The organism is Bacillus sp. DNRA2, assembly GCF_012843265.1.
Classification (GTDB): domain Bacteria; phylum Bacillota; class Bacilli; order Bacillales; family Cytobacillaceae; genus Bacillus_BU.
The window spans coordinates 86,610-103,960 of record NZ_JABAIT010000009.1 but is presented as its reverse complement, the minus strand read 5'-3'; the positions used below and the strand labels follow the sequence as shown (position 1 = coordinate 103,960).

Annotated in this window: 17 protein-coding genes; 3 read left to right on the top strand and 14 right to left on the bottom strand. The window is 40.0% G+C overall.

Annotation, left to right across the window (positions count from 1 at the left end):
* Positions 1-71: 71 nt before the first annotated feature.
* The 13 genes from HHO41_RS09930 to HHO41_RS09870 form a co-directional block, all read right to left on the bottom strand.
* Entirely contained in the window at positions 72-740 is a 669-nt protein-coding gene (locus HHO41_RS09930; RefSeq protein ID WP_248278415.1) for a YrrS family protein, read from the bottom strand.
* A 69-nt stretch (positions 741-809) separates the two neighbouring features.
* Positions 810-2,579, bottom strand: coding sequence for a peptidoglycan D,D-transpeptidase FtsI family protein (locus HHO41_RS09925; protein ID WP_248278414.1), 1,770 nt, complete (start codon positions 2,577-2,579; stop codon positions 810-812).
* Between the two features lie 55 nt (positions 2,580-2,634).
* Positions 2,635-3,111: a transcription elongation factor GreA gene (gene greA / locus HHO41_RS09920; RefSeq protein ID WP_169098035.1), complete on the bottom strand. Its 477-nt coding sequence runs from the start codon at positions 3,109-3,111 to the stop codon at positions 2,635-2,637.
* A 140-nt stretch (positions 3,112-3,251) separates the two neighbouring features.
* Positions 3,252-3,887 (bottom strand): uridine kinase, encoded by a 636-nt coding sequence (gene udk / locus HHO41_RS09915; protein ID WP_169098033.1) that lies wholly within the window; start codon positions 3,885-3,887, stop codon positions 3,252-3,254.
* 4 nt (positions 3,888-3,891) lie between these two features.
* A complete protein-coding gene (locus HHO41_RS09910) occupies positions 3,892-5,163 on the bottom strand; it encodes a peptidase U32 family protein (RefSeq protein ID WP_169098031.1) in 1,272 nt (423 codons plus the stop codon).
* A gap of 17 nt (positions 5,164-5,180) precedes the next feature.
* The gene (locus HHO41_RS09905; RefSeq protein ID WP_169098029.1) at positions 5,181-6,110 is read right to left on the bottom strand and encodes a peptidase U32 family protein; all 930 of its coding nucleotides are present in this window, start codon (positions 6,108-6,110) and stop codon (positions 5,181-5,183) included.
* On the bottom strand, positions 6,107-6,766 hold the full coding sequence (locus tag HHO41_RS09900) for an O-methyltransferase (RefSeq protein WP_248278413.1): 660 nt from the start codon (positions 6,764-6,766) through the stop codon (positions 6,107-6,109). Before HHO41_RS09900 ends, HHO41_RS09905 begins: the two co-directional genes overlap by 4 nt.
* Before the next feature lie 191 nt (positions 6,767-6,957).
* Positions 6,958-8,085 (bottom strand): endolytic transglycosylase MltG, encoded by a 1,128-nt coding sequence (mltG, locus tag HHO41_RS09895; RefSeq protein ID WP_169098027.1) that lies wholly within the window; start codon positions 8,083-8,085, stop codon positions 6,958-6,960.
* A 305-nt stretch (positions 8,086-8,390) separates the two neighbouring features.
* A complete protein-coding gene (locus tag HHO41_RS09890) occupies positions 8,391-8,678 on the bottom strand; it encodes a DUF1292 domain-containing protein (protein WP_169098025.1) in 288 nt (95 codons plus the stop codon).
* 16 nt (positions 8,679-8,694) lie between these two features.
* On the bottom strand, positions 8,695-9,108 hold the full coding sequence (gene ruvX / locus HHO41_RS09885) for a Holliday junction resolvase RuvX (protein WP_169098022.1): 414 nt from the start codon (positions 9,106-9,108) through the stop codon (positions 8,695-8,697).
* A gap of 3 nt (positions 9,109-9,111) precedes the next feature.
* On the bottom strand, positions 9,112-9,378 hold the full coding sequence (locus tag HHO41_RS09880; protein ID WP_169098020.1) for an IreB family regulatory phosphoprotein: 267 nt from the start codon (positions 9,376-9,378) through the stop codon (positions 9,112-9,114).
* An 84-nt stretch (positions 9,379-9,462) separates the two neighbouring features.
* Positions 9,463-12,099, bottom strand: a complete 2,637-nt coding sequence (alaS, locus tag HHO41_RS09875) for an alanine--tRNA ligase (protein WP_169098018.1) — start codon at positions 12,097-12,099, stop codon at positions 9,463-9,465.
* Positions 12,100-12,542: 443 nt separating this feature from the next.
* Positions 12,543-13,631 carry an AI-2E family transporter gene (locus tag HHO41_RS09870; RefSeq protein ID WP_169098016.1) on the bottom strand — a complete coding sequence of 363 codons (1,089 nt, stop codon included), beginning with the start codon at positions 13,629-13,631 and terminating at the stop codon, positions 12,543-12,545.
* Positions 13,632-13,830: 199 nt separating this feature from the next.
* Here HHO41_RS09870 and HHO41_RS09865 point away from each other — a divergent pair, with 199 nt between their 5' ends.
* Genes HHO41_RS09865 through HHO41_RS09855 form a run of 3 tightly spaced genes read left to right on the top strand, consistent with a single transcriptional unit; the run spans position 13,831 to position 14,664 of the window.
* Positions 13,831-14,304 carry a PRC-barrel domain-containing protein gene (locus tag HHO41_RS09865; RefSeq protein WP_169098014.1) on the top strand — a complete coding sequence of 158 codons (474 nt, stop codon included), beginning with the start codon at positions 13,831-13,833 and terminating at the stop codon, positions 14,302-14,304.
* Between the two features lie 14 nt (positions 14,305-14,318).
* Positions 14,319-14,510 (top strand): hypothetical protein, encoded by a 192-nt coding sequence (locus HHO41_RS09860; protein WP_169098012.1) that lies wholly within the window; start codon positions 14,319-14,321, stop codon positions 14,508-14,510.
* A gap of 22 nt (positions 14,511-14,532) precedes the next feature.
* Entirely contained in the window at positions 14,533-14,664 is a 132-nt protein-coding gene (locus HHO41_RS09855; RefSeq protein WP_169098009.1) for a YrzQ family protein, read from the top strand.
* A gap of 254 nt (positions 14,665-14,918) precedes the next feature.
* Here HHO41_RS09855 and recD2 read toward each other — a convergent pair whose 3' ends face one another.
* Entirely contained in the window at positions 14,919-17,351 is a 2,433-nt protein-coding gene (gene recD2, locus HHO41_RS09850) for an SF1B family DNA helicase RecD2 (RefSeq protein ID WP_169098007.1), read from the bottom strand.

The window sequence follows — 17,351 nt, the reverse complement described above, 5'->3', positions numbered from 1 at the left end:
TTTTAGCGTACTTATGTAGTATAAAACAAAAAGGGCTCCTTCTGAAATAGAAGCAGCCACGATTACATTAATTATTGTTGAACTTTGTCATTTTCAATTAATTCCTCAACCTTTACTGGCTTCCAACCATCGCCATTCTGCCATTCAAGGTACACACGGTAGGCCTCGGGTTTTCCCTTTTCTGTTACAGTTCCAATCGACTTGTCTGAACCGCCATCAAAGCTTAAATACCAAACGGTCATATTACTTTGATCGGCACCGATTGCATAGGCAAGCGCTTTGACACGCTCATCCCAATCCACCGATTGTGACGAATTTGGACCTGTTTGTGATGTGCCAACCGCTTCCCATTTTGGATTAATGATTGTCTTTTGCACATTGTCACCACCGCCTTCAGTTTCAATTGCGGTGTTGTCCTCCTTGTCATTATTGTCATCGGCGACTTCATTATTTTTGGTGTTGTTCTTTGTTGTTGTCTTTGTCTTTTTGTCTTGACTTGTTGAATTCTGAGTTTGATTGGCTTGCTTACCAGCTACATCATTAGTAGTCTTCGTTTCAATCGCTTGTGAATCCTGTTGTTTTTTTGCTTCATCGTCTTTAGAAAAAATCGATACTGAAACAATAATGATTAATAGCAGCACGAGGACAATTAAGCCATTTAAGATCATATTCGTCTTTCTACGTTTAGAACGCATTTCAGAACGAATACCATCTCGTGATTGATTAAAATTGCTTTTCAAAAGATAAGCCTCCTTTGACAAGTTCGCTATATATTTTATCATGCCTTTAGCAAAACTTGAAGGAGTTTATTACTGTTCATTTTGCGGTGTATCGATTTTGTATAGCTCTGATACCATATCAGCAAAAAGCTGATTGACTCCACCTTGATCTTCAGGAACGTCCAAATTCACTGCTACTAACGCATATTTCGGATTATCATATGGAAAATAGCCAGCGAACCATTTATTATGAAGTTGCTTTTCGTTTTCATATTTTCCAGTTTCTGCTGTCCCTGATTTTCCTGCGACTGCATATGGAAGATCCTTAAACCAGCGCCCGGTTCCATGATCGTTTGTCACAACTTCACGTAGTAGCTCTTGCAACTTCATTGCTGTATACGGTGCAATCGTTTCTCCCTTTACTCCTGATTCGGAGAAATCAAACATCGTTGTTCCATTTTGGTATTCAATTTTGGAGGCGACCCGCACCATTTCCTTTTTTCCACCTCTGGCAATCGTCGCCATCATATTGGCTACTGCTAGCGGGGTTGCTCTAACCTCATGCTGCCCAATCCCTGTCATTGCAACAAAATTTTTATCTTTTTTTGCATCTTCACTAAGAAATACGCGTCCCTTTTCTTCATCTGGCAGTTGCGCAAATTGATTAAGATGAAATACAGAGCCTTGCCAACCAACCTGTCCAACAATTCCAAGTTTTGCTGCGTAAGCTTCAATAATATTAGGATCTATGTCCTTTAATTCATTAGCAATTTGACCAAAGGTTGCATTACAACTACGGGCAAAGCTATCTGTAAAATTGAGCATGCCGTGATTATACTTTAAATCCGGTTCCCCATTAATCTTTCGGCTACAATTAAAGTTCCGAGTCGGTGTGTTCAAATTATAATCAATTGCTGCTGCTGCGATGACAGTCTTGAAAACGGATCCCATGATTTGCTGTTTAACCATCAGGTTTTCAATTCCACCTCCAGCATACGGATCCTTAGGATTTATGCTCGGGCGTGAAACCATCGCCAACACATTATTCGTTTTCACATCAAGGAGAACAAGACCCCCTTTTTTTATACCCTGAGTATCAACAAGGTTTTCGGCTACCGTTTGCAATTTTTTATCAATTGTCGTTTTTATGTTGACAGGATAATATGAATTTGCCGCGTCTACGTATTTTACATCTACCCCGAATAACGGAGCACCATCACCATCAACATGGTAAACAAGCTTTGACTCCCCTTCAGCTATTAGAAACTCATCAAAGCTCTTTTCAAGGCCTGAAATTCCAATTAAGGTTTTCCCCGGGTACTCCTTATCAGGGTAACGCTTCGCAAGCTCTTGATTATTTTGTTTGGTTATGCCAATTAGCTGTTCGGCAGGTGTTTTTGCCAACAAATATTTCCGTTCTACCGCAAATACACCAGGAATTTTCAGATCATTTATTTTCTTCATTTGAGAATGAGTTAATCGGAGCGGGTTGGGATCTCCAAAAGCAAACGGCTTATCAGAATTGCTGATTGTTTTCAAAAGGTCTTGCTTATTTACGCCAATAATCTTCGCGACCTTTTCAGCGTCCCAATCGATCTTATTTAGGAAAGGAAACAAGATTAATACCGATAGTTGATCATAGATTAATGGCTTACCCGTACGGTCGAGGAAATTTCCCCTACCGCTATCTAATACCACCTCTTGTGAACGCTGCTTAACACTCGCTTCCAAAATATTAACTTGATGTTTGGAGAAGCTTTTCGTATCAACTAATTGAATTTGCACTAATCTGCCCATTAACAATACAACACATATAAAGCTGGAAATACCCCAGACCAATATTCGTTTCTTTTTCAACATAAAAAACACCTCGTCATAAGTGTTGACGAGGTGTTGCTTTTTCAAACAATTATAACTATTTAATTGAAACGATTCTGACGCTCATTTCTCCACCAGGAGTTTGAACGGATACTTCGTCGCCAACCTTTTTACCCATTAAACTTCTAGCAATTGGTGAGTCGTTTGAAATTTTACCTTCAAACGGATCAGCTTCCGCACTACCAACGATCGCATAAGTTTCTTCATCACCATCTGGTAATTCAACGAATGTTACTGAGCGCCCTAAAGCAACCTCATCACTTCGCATTTCGTCTTCACCAATAATTTTCGCGTTACGGATCATATTTTCAAGAGTCGTAATCCGACCTTCAACAAATGCTTGCTCTTCTTTTGCAGAATCATACTCTGAGTTCTCAGATAGGTCACCAAAGCTTCTGGCAATTTTAATCCGTTCAACGACTTCTTTACGTTTAACGGTTTTTAATTGTTCTAATTCATGTTCTAATTTTTCTTTCCCAGCCTGTGTCATCGGGAATACTTTTTCTGTAGCCAAAGACATTCACTCCTTCTAGTCGTCACAATCCCCCAATGAAATTGTGGATAAATAGTATGTAGAATCAAATAAATACATAGGAGCGCGTCCTATGTAGGGCGCGCCTAATTTTATACTTTTTTATTATCTATGCTATTGTTTCATAAAAATGATTTTTGTTCAAGAATTGTTTGTATTTTTGTGACCATCAAATCAATAGCAACGTGATTATGTCCGCCTTCCGGAATGATAATATCAGCATACCGCTTCGTTGGCTCAATAAATTGATTATGCATCGGTCTAACAACGTTCACATATTGATCAATAACTGAATCCATTGTCCGACCTCTGTCCTTAATATCCCTCCGTAGTCTGCGAATAATTCTTAAATCCGCATCCGTATCAACAAATAATTTGATATCCATTAAATCACGAAGACGCTCATCTTCAAGGACTAATATTCCTTCTAAAATAATAACATCCTTCGGCTCTACTTTTATGACTTCATCAGAGCGAGTGTGAATCGAATAATCATATACAGGTTTATTAATGGGTTGGTACTGCAAGAGACGTTGAATATGGTCAATCAATAAATCATTATCAAATGCCAATGGATGATCATAATTCGTTTTTAAACGCTGCTCAAACGGCAAATGGCTTTGATCTTTATAATAATAATCCTGTTCAAGAATCAATATCGAATGTCCTGTGAATTTGCGATAAATTGCTTTTGTAACGCTTGTCTTACCTGATCCGGAACCACCGGCGACACCTATAACAACAGGTTTCGGAGCCATTAGGTTAGTTCTCCTTTCGCATCATGTTGTTAGGGAACACAGGTCGGTCCATTTTAAATTTTACAATTTGGAGTGGGTGACGAGCAGCATCTAGCTCATTTCCATCCTCATCCCAAACCTTATCAATAACAAACGTAAAGTTATCGATTTCTGGACCAAAAAATTCTACTTCATCTCCTGGTCTAAAATGGTTCCGTTGCTGCAGCGTCACCATTAGTGTCTCAGGATTATAATCCAATACTAAACCGGCAAATTCGTAAGTCGTCTTCTTGCTATGGTTTCCAAACATTTGCTCTTTATACCCTGGAACTCCTTCAAAAAATGCAGAAGCCGTATCACGATTTGCACATTTATCTAATTCATCTAGCCATTCCTGTTTAATTTCAAAATGTTCAGGATCAGCACAATAAGTATCGATAACCTTACGATAGACACTAACAACTGTAGCGATGTAGTGGATTGACTTCATCCGACCTTCAATTTTTAAGCTATCGATACCTAATTCTATCATTTTTGGAATCGATTGAATTAAATTAAGATCTTTAGGGCTCATCGCAAACGGAGCATCATTTTCTGCAAACAATGACGTTTCTGATTCACCATTTTGCTCATATAAATCATAATCCCAACGGCATGACTGGCAACAGCCACCACGGTTAGAATCCCGCGCTGTCATATGGTTACTTAACGTACAACGTCCGGAGTAGGCGATACACATGGCACCATGAATGAAGGTTTCAATTTCAATATCCACCTTCTCCTTCATCTCCTTAATTTCTTCAGCGCTTGTTTCACGAGCTAATACAACTCGTTCAAGGCCTTCCTCTTTCCAAAATTGAATTGCCTTCCAGTTGGACAATGACTGCTGAGTACTTAAATGGACTTCAATCTCTGGGGCAAGACGACGGCAGGTTTCGATAATTAACGGGTCAGCAACAATAATTCCGTGAATCCCCGCTTCTTTTAACCCCAAAATATAATCTTCTAACCCCTCAATATTTTCGTTATGAGCAAAAATATTTGTCGTAACATAAATTTTTGCCCCATAATTTTTTGCGAATTCTACTCCTTCTTTCATTTCAGCAAAAGTAAAATTATCGGCATTTGAACGCAGTCCATATTCCTGACCGCCAATGAATACTGCATCTGCCCCGTAGCGAACAGCAATCTTTAATTTTTCAAGATTACCAGCAGGCGCAAGGAGTTCTGGTTTTTTCACAATGACGCGTTTTCCATCAATCATCTCGGATATTTTGCTTTTAACATCTGAAGTCATTCCTTTTGCCTCCTTCATTAATAAACTGTTTCCTTGAAGAAGAAGCCTGTATCAAGTGCACGATTGGCAGGCTGAACCTGTTGAATCTCTTCAAGTAAATCTGTTTTCATATCTTCATATGCATCAGGGTCTTCCACACATACATCAATCGCTTTGCGGTAAAGCTTTGTTACCTCAATCAGATAGTCTAGGCTTTTCAGAATTCCATCGATTTTAAAGGAATCCACGCCGGCTTCAACCATATCCTGGAGCTCATCAATCATACAAACATCGTTTGGACTCATGATGTGAGTTCCATTCTCATCTTCGAAAATAGGATATTTATTACCACGTTCTTTGTCGTGTATGAACTTATTTTTTTCATATTTGTTTTTTTGGACTTCCAACGGTTTCCCTTGATATTCAAAATAATGACCGAGCAAGCTCCGTTTCGATTGGAACATGCACATCATTCCATGAATATGAACTTCAATTTCCACTTCGGCATGCTCTTTCGTTTCAATGACAGCATCCATGCTAATTTCTCGTGCAAGGACAGCACGTTTTGCGCCTTTACGGCCCCAATAGTTGCAATGATACCAATTAGTACCTGTTGTTTCGGTGCTCCAATGTAGCTTCATATTCGGTGCTGTTTCTTTCGCAACCATTAATACGGCTGGGTCACCAAACACGATTGCATCTGCATTAACAGATTGTAAAAAAGTAATATACTCAGCTAACTCATCAATTTTTTCATTATGGAAAATGGCGTTCATTGCTACATATACTTTTTTCCCATGATGATGAGCAATCTCGATTGCTTGTTTTACCATTTCACGGTCAAATTCGCCCGCTAGGCGTAATCCATAACGCTGTTCACCCAGCATAAATGCATCGGCACCTGCAAGAGAAAGTGGTGCAATATCCTGTAGTGAAGTTGGTGTCACTAATAATTCTGGTTTCGTCATTCTTGTTCACCTCTTTTTTTACTAATCGCAATCCCGTCGCCAACGGGAATAATAACAGTATGATAATCAGGGTGTTGCATCAACCAGCTGTTATACTCTTTTATCTTTTTTACTAATGAGCGCAAGCGCTTATTATCAATGTTTGCCTCAGAAACCATCCCTTTAAACAGGACATTATCTGTAATAATTAATCCACCATCGTTTAAGTACTGTGAATATAGGCTGAAAAAGCGTTGATATTGCCCTTTCGCTGCATCAATAAAAATCGCATCAAATGGTCCATGTTGCTTAATTTGATCCTCTACAAGAAGCGCATCACCGTTGATGATCATGATTTGAGCCTGTTTTTCAGCTCTATCAATATAGTCTACTGCTTTTTGAAGACGTTCTTCATCCCGCTCGATTGTCACGATTTTGGCTTGAGGTAATGCAAAAGCCATTCTAAGCGCCGAATAGCCAATTGCTGTACCAACCTCCAAAATGGTATTTGGATTATGAATTCGCAGGAGCTGAAGCATCGCTTCAATCCCGATTATTTCCATAATTGGAACGCCGTTTTCTTTTGCGTACAACTCCATCTCAGTCAGCAATTCGTTCCGCGAGGGAATAAGTTCCTCTATATAAAATTGCAGCTTTTGATTTTCCGATTTTTCCAAGCCGCCATCACCTCATAAAAAAATCTATTGTTAGTATTTTAAACAAGAAAAAATAGCGTTCACAGATTGGAGACATGAAACAGGAGCACTGCTTCAATAAAAACATCCTTTCCGTGGGAGACGCTATTACAATGGTGTATTAAAACACTCGAATAATTTTAACATAAATATTTTTAGATTGCTAATTTTAGTTATTGCCCAGATATATGCTTGGCTTTCTGTCGATTATGCTCATCCAACGTTTTGGTGAATATTACATCTCCATCTGCAGTAGCTAGGAAATATAGGAAATCTGTGTCATCTGGATTTAAAGCAGCTTCAATCGAAATCGTTCCTGGGCAGGCAATCGGCCCAGGTGGAAGGCCTGTGTTTTTATATGTGTTATATGGAGAATCCACCTCTAAATCCTCATATAGCACTCGTTCTTTATGTTTGCCCTTTGCGTACAAAACAGTTGGATCCGTTTGCAATGGCATATCAATCTTCAATCGATTGTAAAAGACACTAGCAATCGAATTTCTGTCAGCTTTTTCAGTCGCTTCTTCTTCAATGAGTGAAGCCATCGTTAACAATTGATGGGGTGTCATATTCTTCTCACTCATTTGCCCTTCATATTCATGAATGACATCACTTGTTTTATTTAGCATTTCGGTAACGATTTTTTCAATTGATGGGTTTTCTTCGTAGTATGAATAGGTAGCCGGGAATAAATATCCTTCCAGCGGATACATCACCTGATTGTTTAACATTTCATCTGTTAAGATATCAGGATATTTCGCCTTCATTGATTTAATAAACTCAGAGTCATTAAGGGTATTAAATACTTCATCATAATCTCGATTTGTTTTTTCAGCAATAATCTCGGCAATCTGCCTTAACTGCTTGCCTTCAGGAATGGTAATTTTAAAGGCGACCTCCTCCATCACTTTACCGGTTTTAAGTTTGCTTAAAATTTCAGGTAAAGTCATTGACGGTGCTAATTGATAGCTTCCCGCCATGAAATCGGCTTCATTTTTGAATTTGACATAGTATTTGAATACTTTTCCGTTCTTGATAATGCCCTCTTTTTCTAATATTTCGCCAATTCCCGAAACAGATGAACCGATTGGGATTTCTACTGTAACTTTCTTTTTATTGCTTGGGTCCACTGGTTTTAAAGCTGAGTGTATGTAGAAATAACCTCCACCAAATACTGCACCAATTAATAAAAGAATAATAATAGCTGCAATCAGTACGACTTTACGGACGACTTTTGCTTCGCTTTGGCGTTCAATTAAGCTTTGTTGAAAAACATTTTTATCTTGCTTCCTGTCTGACAAAAACCTTCCCTCCACTCACGTAAAGCAATTTTCTCTTTTTAGCATCTCGACCCATTATACTATATTTTTATTTTTTGTAGCAAAATCTAACAAGATTTACGCTAAGATAGAAGGTTGATTTGCGCTTCAGGGGTTCGCTTTCCGCGGGGCGGGCGGTGAGCCTCCTCAGCGCTTAAGCGTTTGCGGGGTCTCACCTGTCCCGCTGCTCCCGCAGGAGTCTCACCCCTTCCGCTCCAATCAACAAACTTTTCATTAGATTACGAAAAAAAACCCGAGAGTTTAGTCTCGGGCAATTTTTATTGATTTTATTCTTCTTCTTGCTCTTCTAAGAAAGTATTAAGCATTTCTTCGATTAAATCCCATTCTTCGTCAGTTTCGATTGGCATTAGGTCGCCATCTTCACCGTTTACGTTTGGAGTAAACGCAGAAGCATGAATTTCGATATCTTCTTCATCATCATGTTCTGCACCAACTGGATAATATAATACGTAAGACTTACCGAACTCTTCCGAATCAAAAGTAAATAATACTTCACATAGTTGCTCGTTGCCGTTTTCGTCTACTACTGTAATGTTGTTTTCTCCGTGATCCATTATTAGCACCTCTTTATTATTTGCTATCTAAATAGCCTTGTAAAATTAGTATAGCGGCCATTTTATCAATGACTTTTTTCCGTTTTTTTCGACTGACGTCAGCTTCTAAGAGAACACGCTCAGCTGCCATTGTCGTAAGCCTTTCATCCCAGAGGATGGTCGGCATACCATACAAACGTTCTAATTCACTGGCATAAAATTGACAGGCCTCACCACGCGGTCCAATTGTTCCGTTCATGTTCTTAGGCAGTCCAACAACAATTTTCTCAACTTCGTGTTCATTGATCAATTTCCCAATTTCCTCAAAACCATACTCTTTTTCATCTTCATTAATTTTTAAAGTTGTCAGTCCTTGTGCGGTCCAACCTAACTCATCACTAATTGCCACACCTACTGTTTTAGTACCGACATCCAAACCCATTACCCGCATATACTACCCCTCGTGCTGTTGTTTTAAATACGATTTGACCAATTCTTCAATAATTTCATCACGTTCTAGTTTGCGGATAATATTGCGAGCATCACGATGACGTGGTATATAGGCAGGATCTCCCGACAATAAATACCCAACAATTTGGTTAATCGGGTTGTATCCTTTTTCTTGTAGTGCTGCATAAACCTGATTTAGAACTTCCGTGACATTATGCTCGATTGGCTCTTCAGGGAAGTTAAATCTCATCGTTTTATCAAATGAGCTCATCTTAGGCACCTCGCTTTTTTCAGTGGAGCAACGATAATCGTTTTAGAAATGGTTATTTTCATTTTACACTACTTTGTTCAGTTATCAAACGGATTTCACCCATTCTTCAACAAAGATCAGTGCAGCATCCAATTTGCTAGGGTCCTTACCTCCCGCTTGAGCCATATCTGGGCGTCCACCGCCGCCACCACCGCAGCGTGTAGCGACTTCTTTAATTAGCTTACCAGCATGGAAACCTTTTTCAATTAAGTCATTTGTAACACCGGCAATCAAATTGACTTTGCCTTCGTTTACACTACCAAGCAGGATAATTCCAGATCCAATTTTTTGTTTTAAATCATCAGCCATGTTCCGTAAGTTGTTCATATCTGTGGCCTGAACCTTTGCAGATAGGACCTTCACACCATCAATTTCCTTCACTTGAGAAATGATGCTTCCAGCTTCAATATTGCCCAATTTTGCCGCTAAAGATTCATTTTCACGTTGTAATTGCTTGATTTCTCCAAGAAGGGCTTCGACGCGATTTGCTACATCTTTTGGATTTGTTTTCAGCTTCGCAGCTGCATCCTTTAAAATGTTTATTTGGTCATTTAATAATTGATAAGCTGCTTCTCCAGTAACTGCTTCAATACGGCGAGTTCCAGCACCGATACCTGATTCAGACACTATCTTAAATAAGCCAATGACTGACGTATTTGGCACGTGGCAGCCACCGCAAAGTTCTAGGCTGTAATCACCAACTTGAACAACGCGGACAATATCACCATATTTTTCACCGAATAACGCCATTGCACCCATTGCTTTTGCATCAGCAATCGGTTTTAAATCGATGTTAACTTGAAGGCTACGCCAGATTTTTTCATTCACGATGGTTTCAATTCTCTCAAGCTCTTCCGGATGAATTTGGCCAAAATGAGAGAAGTCAAACCGTAACCGCTCCGCTTCAACAAGTGATCCAGCTTGATTAACGTGCTCACCAAGCACATCCTTTAAAGCCTGATGTAATAGGTGAGTGGCCGTATGGTTCTTAATAATTTGCGCACGATTATTTTGATTGACAACAGCCGTAACCTGCTGATTCGTTTTTAAGCTTCCCTCAACAACAACAGCCTGATGTAAATTTTGACCATTTGGTGCTTTTTGCACATCTTTAACTTCCACTTTTACCCCAACTGCTTCAAGCGTACCTTTATCAGCGATTTGACCGCCACTTTCCGCGTAGAATGGAGTTTCATCTAAAATGAATTGAATATCATCGCCAGCATTGGCTTCAGAAACCATTTGTCCATCTTTAAGAACGACTAGCACCGTTGCATTTGTTTCTAGTTGACCATAGCCGATGAATTTGCTCTCGACTTTAATATCACCGAGTACGCCGCCTTGAACATGCATTGAATCTACATCTTGCCTTGCTGCACGAGCGCGTTCACGTTGAAGCTCCATTTCCTTCTCGAAGCCATTATGGTCAACCTTCATGCCCTCTTCTTCAGCATATTCCTCAGTTAATTCTACCGGGAAACCATACGTATCATATAAACGGAATACATCTTCACCTGGAATCGTATCACTGTTTTGGTCTTTTTGCTTTTTGATTACACTTGAAAGAATCGCTAAGCCATCGTGTAACGTTTCATGGAAACGCTCTTCTTCGTTTTTAATTACTTTTTGAATAAAGTCTGTTTTTTCTTTTACCTCTGGGTAAAAATCGTGCATGATTTCGCCGACAACTGGAACTAACTCATACATAAACGGACGCTCAATGTTAATGTGCTTTGCATAGCGAACCGCACGACGAAGCAGACGACGTAATACATAGCCTCGACCTTCGTTTGATGGTAATGCCCCGTCACCAATAGCAAACGCAACCGTACGAATATGGTCAGCAATTACTTTAAAGGCTGTATCAAGTTCTTTATTTTCTCGGTATTTCACACCAGAAATTTCTTCTGTAGCATTGATAATTGGCATAAATAAATCTGTGTCAAAGTTGGTAGGAACATCTTGAACTACTGATGCCATCCGTTCAAGTCCCATCCCAGTATCAATGTTTTTCTTTGGCAGTGGAGTGTATGTACCATCAGGATTATGGTTGAATTGTGAGAACACGAGGTTCCAAACTTCTAAATAACGTTCATTTTCACCACCAGGGTATAATTCTGGATCATTAGGGTCATCGCCATATTCAGGACCACGGTCGTAGAAAATCTCTGTGTTAGGACCACTTGGACCTTCACCGATATCCCAGAAGTTCCCCTCTAAACGGATAATTCTCTCCTCAGGAATCCCTATTTTCTTATGCCAGTAATCGTATGCTTCAGTATCTTCAGGGTGAATCGTAACGGATAAACGTTCCGGATCCCAACCGATCCATTTCTCACTAGTCAAAAACTCCCAAGCCCACTCGATTGCTTCTTCCTTAAAATATTCACCAATTGAGAAATTCCCAAGCATTTCAAAGAAAGTATGGTGTCTTGCTGTTTTCCCTACATTTTCAATATCATTTGTGCGGATTGATTTTTGCGCATTGGTGATTCTCGGATTATCTGGAATGACACGGCCATCAAAATATTTCTTTAATGTAGCCACACCACTGTTGATCCATAAAAGTGATGGGTCATCATGCGGCACAAGTGGCGCACTTGGTTCCACGTTATGTCCTTTTTCTTTAAAAAATTCTAAATAAAGCCGGCGTATATCTGAGCCTGTTAAATTTTTCTTCACAAAATACCCTCCTCATATATTAGGACTGCGTTAAACAAGTCAGTTGATTTCCGTTATAGGCGCTTCAATCAACACTGCAAATACAAAAATACTTCTTTAACAAAGCCTTTTAAAAAAACAATACAAAAAGCCCTCATCCCTAAAGCAGGGACGAGAGCTTGAACTTCTCGCGGTACCACCCTGATTATGGACTACCAGTACAAGTCCACCTCTCAAAACACCTTAACGCGGCAAACGGCAGTTATTAGCTGCACTCCGGACTAGCTTTCTGTTATCCTTCATCCTGGAATTTCTTTCAGCCTAGGAAATTCCTCTCTGGCAGGAAAAATCGTGGTTGTATTCCCATACTCACCGTTTCCCTTAAGATGGTCTATAACATACTCATTCCTTCAACATGTTAAATATGCATATAGCCGAATTATATAAAATCATGAAATAGTTTGTCAATGTTTGGGCAAAGTGCTGATATTTTCCCGATATTTCATGATATGGTTCTTTCCATGAATGATCGCCACTTTTGCGATAGACAAAACCGGGACTGCAATGATCAAGCCAAGGATTCCACCAATTTCGCCTCCAACTAACAATGCGAACATGATCAACATCGGATGCATGTGCAAACTTTTGCCAACAATAAATGGTGATAATATATTCCCTTCGAGAAATTGCAGTAAAAAAATAATCACCAATGAGGTTATAACCATTTTCACTGAAAGTGTTGCGCCGATAATAACAGCCGGAATGGCACCAAAAATCGGACCGAAATACGGAATAACATTTGTGACCCCGATAATAAACCCGAGCAGCAAAGGATAGCGCATATCCGTTACCCAGAACAAAAGCGCCGAAATGGCACCAATCACAAGGCACACCAATAGTTGTCCGCGAATATATTTTCCGAGTGTTGCATCTACGTCCCGCAAAAACAGCACCCCCTGTTTTCGCCATTTTCGCGGTGTTAAGTACCAAACTGCTTTTTTCAAATGATGATAGTCTTTAAGCATATAAAAAGCGATAAACGGAATAATGGCAAATACAACAATTAAATTGATGAGTCCGACAAAGCCATTTAAAACTCTCGTTAAAAATTGATTCAATTTTTCCTCAACTGCAAGTATGCCTGTGTCTAACTTCTCCCGAGCCCCCTCAGGCCACTGGTTCGTTTTTTTCTGAATTTCATCGACCATATCTCGGTACTGGTCTGCAAATACCGGGATATTTTCAGATAGGTCTTTCAATTGATGAATGACCGCCGGAATACCTTTGTATAGCCCGTAGCCAATTCCCCCAAAAAATAGCAAATAGATGATGATAACTGCCAAACCTCGATGCAAGCCTGAACTATGGAGCCTTTCAATTGTAGGGTGCAACAAATAGCTAATAAATGCTGCAATAAAAAAAGGAGTAAACACGGTGACCAATATTCGAAGAATCGGCAGCCAAATTTGCTGCAGTTTTAGAAATATAAAAAACATCCCGAATAAAAGTAATAAGAAGCCAATTCGGTAAAACCATTTTATCTGTATGTCCACGCTACCCCTCCTCCTTTTTAGTTTCTTGAGGATTAGGGAATTTTATACACCCCGTCAGTAATCTGAATGACCGTTAACCTGAAAATTCAGGACACTTTCATCATGCTTTTCATGCATTTGATAAATGGTAAACGTTTCTCATCATGAAATCTCAATGGCAAGACCAAACTAACAATGTTCGGAAAGGCGGGGAAAACTTTTGCGAACGTTCTCGTTAGTTAAAGGTCTTCCAGTTTTTGATTTGAAAAATGGTGAAAAACTCGGTGATGTTTGTGATTTATGTATTTCGAGTGATGGGAAAGTTGAAGGGCTGCTGCTAAAAAAGAAATCAATGTTTCATAAAATGAACAGAGTTGATATTAGTAATATTGTTTCCTTAGGTCCAGATGGTGTAATGGTTAACCGGCCTCAAGCTATTGAACCGATACTTGATCCTCCCGATTTTACCATCGAGCATCAACATAAACTTACCGGTAAAGTGGTAATGACGGCTGAAGGAGAGAATCTCGGGTTAGTTGAGGATGTTTACTTTTTGGAAGAATTGGGCACAATCGTAGGGTATGAATGTACGGATGGATTCTTTTCGGATTTAAAGGAAGGAAAGCGTGTCGTGAAAACCGTTCAACCACCTGCGATTGGAAAGGATACCATCATCGTAAATGTAGATTCTTGAGTGAGGTGTCCTTTATGTTACAGTGCCCAAACTGCCATAGTAAAGATGTAGGGAAGATTGGTATTAATCAGTATTATTGTTGGAATTGCTTTATCGAACTTTCCTTAGGAGATGGTCTAATCCATACCCATCAGGTCGAGGAAGATGGTTCATTGAGTTCATTGGATGATTTGTTTGATGAGGACGAACGTCGATACAGCGTTTAAATAAACCTTAGAGGTGATACGGATGAACAAAGTAGTTTCCTCTGCTCTTGCTATTGGTGCTGGAATGGCTGCATACAAAATGATGCGAAATAATAACATGGTATCTGGCCGACAAATGAAACGAGTGGGAAAACGTATCAGTCGAATGTTTTAAATAATGCATGGTAACATCCCCGCAGTCTATTGCTGCGGGGATTTTTTGTGTTGGATTGGATTGATGCAGCGCATCGAGATACTTTAAGTGACCTATTTTTGCTTTTAAGCCGAAACGAGGGTACTTATACGTTGTATTAGTACCCTATTTTTGCTTCTGCCCCGAAACGAGGGCACTAATCGATATTTTAGGACCCTCGTTTTTACTTCTGCCCCGAAACCAGGGCACTGATCACAAATATAATGACCCAATCATCAACCGATAATGATTTCTTCCATAAAATCATACGGTGTCAACTGCTCCATGCCCACCATTGGATCGGCAGCCATCAACAGCTCTTCATACGTCAACTCGGATTCTTGCTCGCTGACCACAGTGCTCAAAGCACTCGTCTCCTTTTTTACGAGCTGCAACGCTTCCTGAAGCTTTTCCGATAATTTGGTATTGCGAGCTTGGTCATCGGCCCGCTCCACACCAATTCGTAATGCTTCTTCCTCGCCGCATAAAATCAAAAACTGCTTACTTCGAGTAATGGCGGTATAAATTAAATTCCGTCTCAACATACGATAGTAACTTTTGACGATTGGTAAAATCACAATCGGAAACTCACTTCCTTGCGACTTGTGAACCGAACAACAATAAGCAAGTGTGAGCTGATTCAAGTCATTACGAGTGTAAGTAACTTCGGTTCCTTCAAACGAAACAAGCAACATATCCTGCTTCTCTTCGTTTTCTTTTGCATAAAAAATCGAAATAACCTCTCCGATATCACCATTAAAAACATTATTCTCAGGTTGATTTACAAGCTGCAGAACCTTATCTCCAATCCGGTATTTGATTTCACCGAATTGAAGTTCTTTGCGGGTTCCATCAGGATTGGGGTTGAAAATTTCCTGCAGAAGGCTATTTAATTTATCCACACCAGCCGGACCACGATACATCGGTGCAAGCACTTGAATCTCTTTAGCAGTAAAGCCTTTCTTAATAGCGTTTTGAACAACCTTTTCGACAGCATTGGCAATTTGAGCGGTTGAACACTTGATAAAAGAGCGATCCTTCTGCTGTCCTGTAACCCCAGCAGGCAATTTCCCTTGCTTAATTTCATGCGCTAAATCAATAATCGAAGACCCCTCAGCCTGCCGATAAATATCGGTTAATCGGACTGTTGGAATCACTTCTGACCGAAGCATATCTTTCAATACTTGACCGGGACCAACGGATGGAAGCTGGTCTTCGTCCCCAACAAAAATCACCTGAATATTCGGAGGCAAGGCTTTAAATAGTTGATTTGCCATCCACACATCAACCATTGACGTTTCATCAACAATCAAGATTTTCCCCTCAAGTGGATTATCCTCATGATGATCAAAGCCCTCGGCGCCATTCCAGCCTAACAACCGGTGAATTGTTACCGCTGGCAAACCTGTTGATTCTGCCATTCGCTTCGCTGCTCGACCAGTTGGTGCTGCCAACAGAAACGGAAACACCTCTTCTTTTTTATAATCCTTTGGGTTTAGACTGCAGCCGTGGAGCTCTGAATAAAGCTCAACAATTCCTTTAATTACTGTAGTTTTACCGGTACCCGGACCACCAGTTAAGATGAGCATCGGCGACATCAATGCCGTTTGAATGGCTTCCTTTTGCGTCGGAGCATACTGAACACCTATCCGCTCCTCTAATTCTCCTAATGCTAATAAAAATTCCGATTCCGGAAATTGGTCTGCATAATCAGTTTGTGCCATTAATCGTTTTGCGTGCGATACAATCCCTTTTTCAGAATAGTAGAGCGAAGGCAAATAAATGAGCTGTTCTTCAATGATGATTTTTCCTTCTTCAGCGAGCTTGATTAACTCAGCGGAAATCTCAGCGAAATCAATAATGTCCCGTTGATTTTCCTCCAGCAAGGCCTTAACAGAGGTTAACAATTCGCGAGCAGGAAGATATACATGACCCGCCTGAATACTTTCTGTTTCTAGCGTGTAATACAAACCGGCCTTAATGCGGTCAGGATGAGCACCAGTTAAGCCGAGCTGATACCCCAGTTCATCAGCGCGCCCGAAGCCGATTCCCTCGATATCTTCCACGAGTTGATAAGGATTTTTTTGAATAATTTCTAAAGTTTGTTCTTTATAAGCCTGATAAATTTTCATCGATATTTGCGGACCAAATCCATACTGATTCAGCGCCACCATAATTTGCTCAAGACCTTGATGCTCCATCAGGGTATCGTATAGCATTTTGGCACGCTCAGGGGGAAGTTTCGGAATGGAATCAAGCAGCGATGGTTGATTTAATATCCTTGAAATCGCATTCTCACCTAAGGTTTCCACAATCTTTTCAGCCGTTTTTTTACCGATACCTTTAAACATTTCCCCGGCTAAATAATTGATGACACCCTGTTTGGATTGAGGCATGTCCTTGCGAAAATGGGTTGCCTGAAATTGCATACCAAAGCGCGGATGCTCCTTCATTTCACCGTAAAATATGTATGATTCTTGTTCATGAACACGAGGGAAATACCCGGTAATCACAGCTTCTTTATCCTCATAGTCTTCATTCGTTTCTTCTACACGAATTCTTAAAACCGTATAAAGATTTTGTTCATTATGAAAAATCGTGACGAGGTGCTTACCCTTAATAAACTTACCATCATCAGAAAATATATCGAGTGTACCTTGCTGTTCCAT

Coding starts and splice junctions, on each gene's coding strand:
- HHO41_RS09925 (WP_248278414.1), bottom strand. CDS start 2,579: ATGTTGAAAAAGAAACGAATATTGGTCTGGGGTATTTCCAGCTTTATA.
- udk (WP_169098033.1), bottom strand. CDS start 3,887: ATGGCTCCGAAACCTGTTGTTATAGGTGTCGCCGGTGGTTCCGGATCA.
- HHO41_RS09910 (WP_169098031.1), bottom strand. CDS start 5,163: ATGACTTCAGATGTTAAAAGCAAAATATCCGAGATGATTGATGGAAAA.
- HHO41_RS09905 (WP_169098029.1), bottom strand. CDS start 6,110: ATGACGAAACCAGAATTATTAGTGACACCAACTTCACTACAGGATATT.
- HHO41_RS09890 (WP_169098025.1), bottom strand. CDS start 8,678: ATGGATCACGGAGAAAACAACATTACAGTAGTAGACGAAAACGGCAAC.
- ruvX (WP_169098022.1), bottom strand. CDS start 9,108: ATGCGGGTAATGGGTTTGGATGTCGGTACTAAAACAGTAGGTGTGGCA.
- HHO41_RS09880 (WP_169098020.1), bottom strand. CDS start 9,378: ATGAGCTCATTTGATAAAACGATGAGATTTAACTTCCCTGAAGAGCCA.
- HHO41_RS09860 (WP_169098012.1), top strand. CDS start 14,319: ATGTTACAGTGCCCAAACTGCCATAGTAAAGATGTAGGGAAGATTGGT.
- HHO41_RS09855 (WP_169098009.1), top strand. CDS start 14,533: ATGAACAAAGTAGTTTCCTCTGCTCTTGCTATTGGTGCTGGAATGGCT.
- recD2 (WP_169098007.1), bottom strand. CDS start 17,351: ATGGAACAGCAAGGTACACTCGATATATTTTCTGATGATGGTAAGTTT.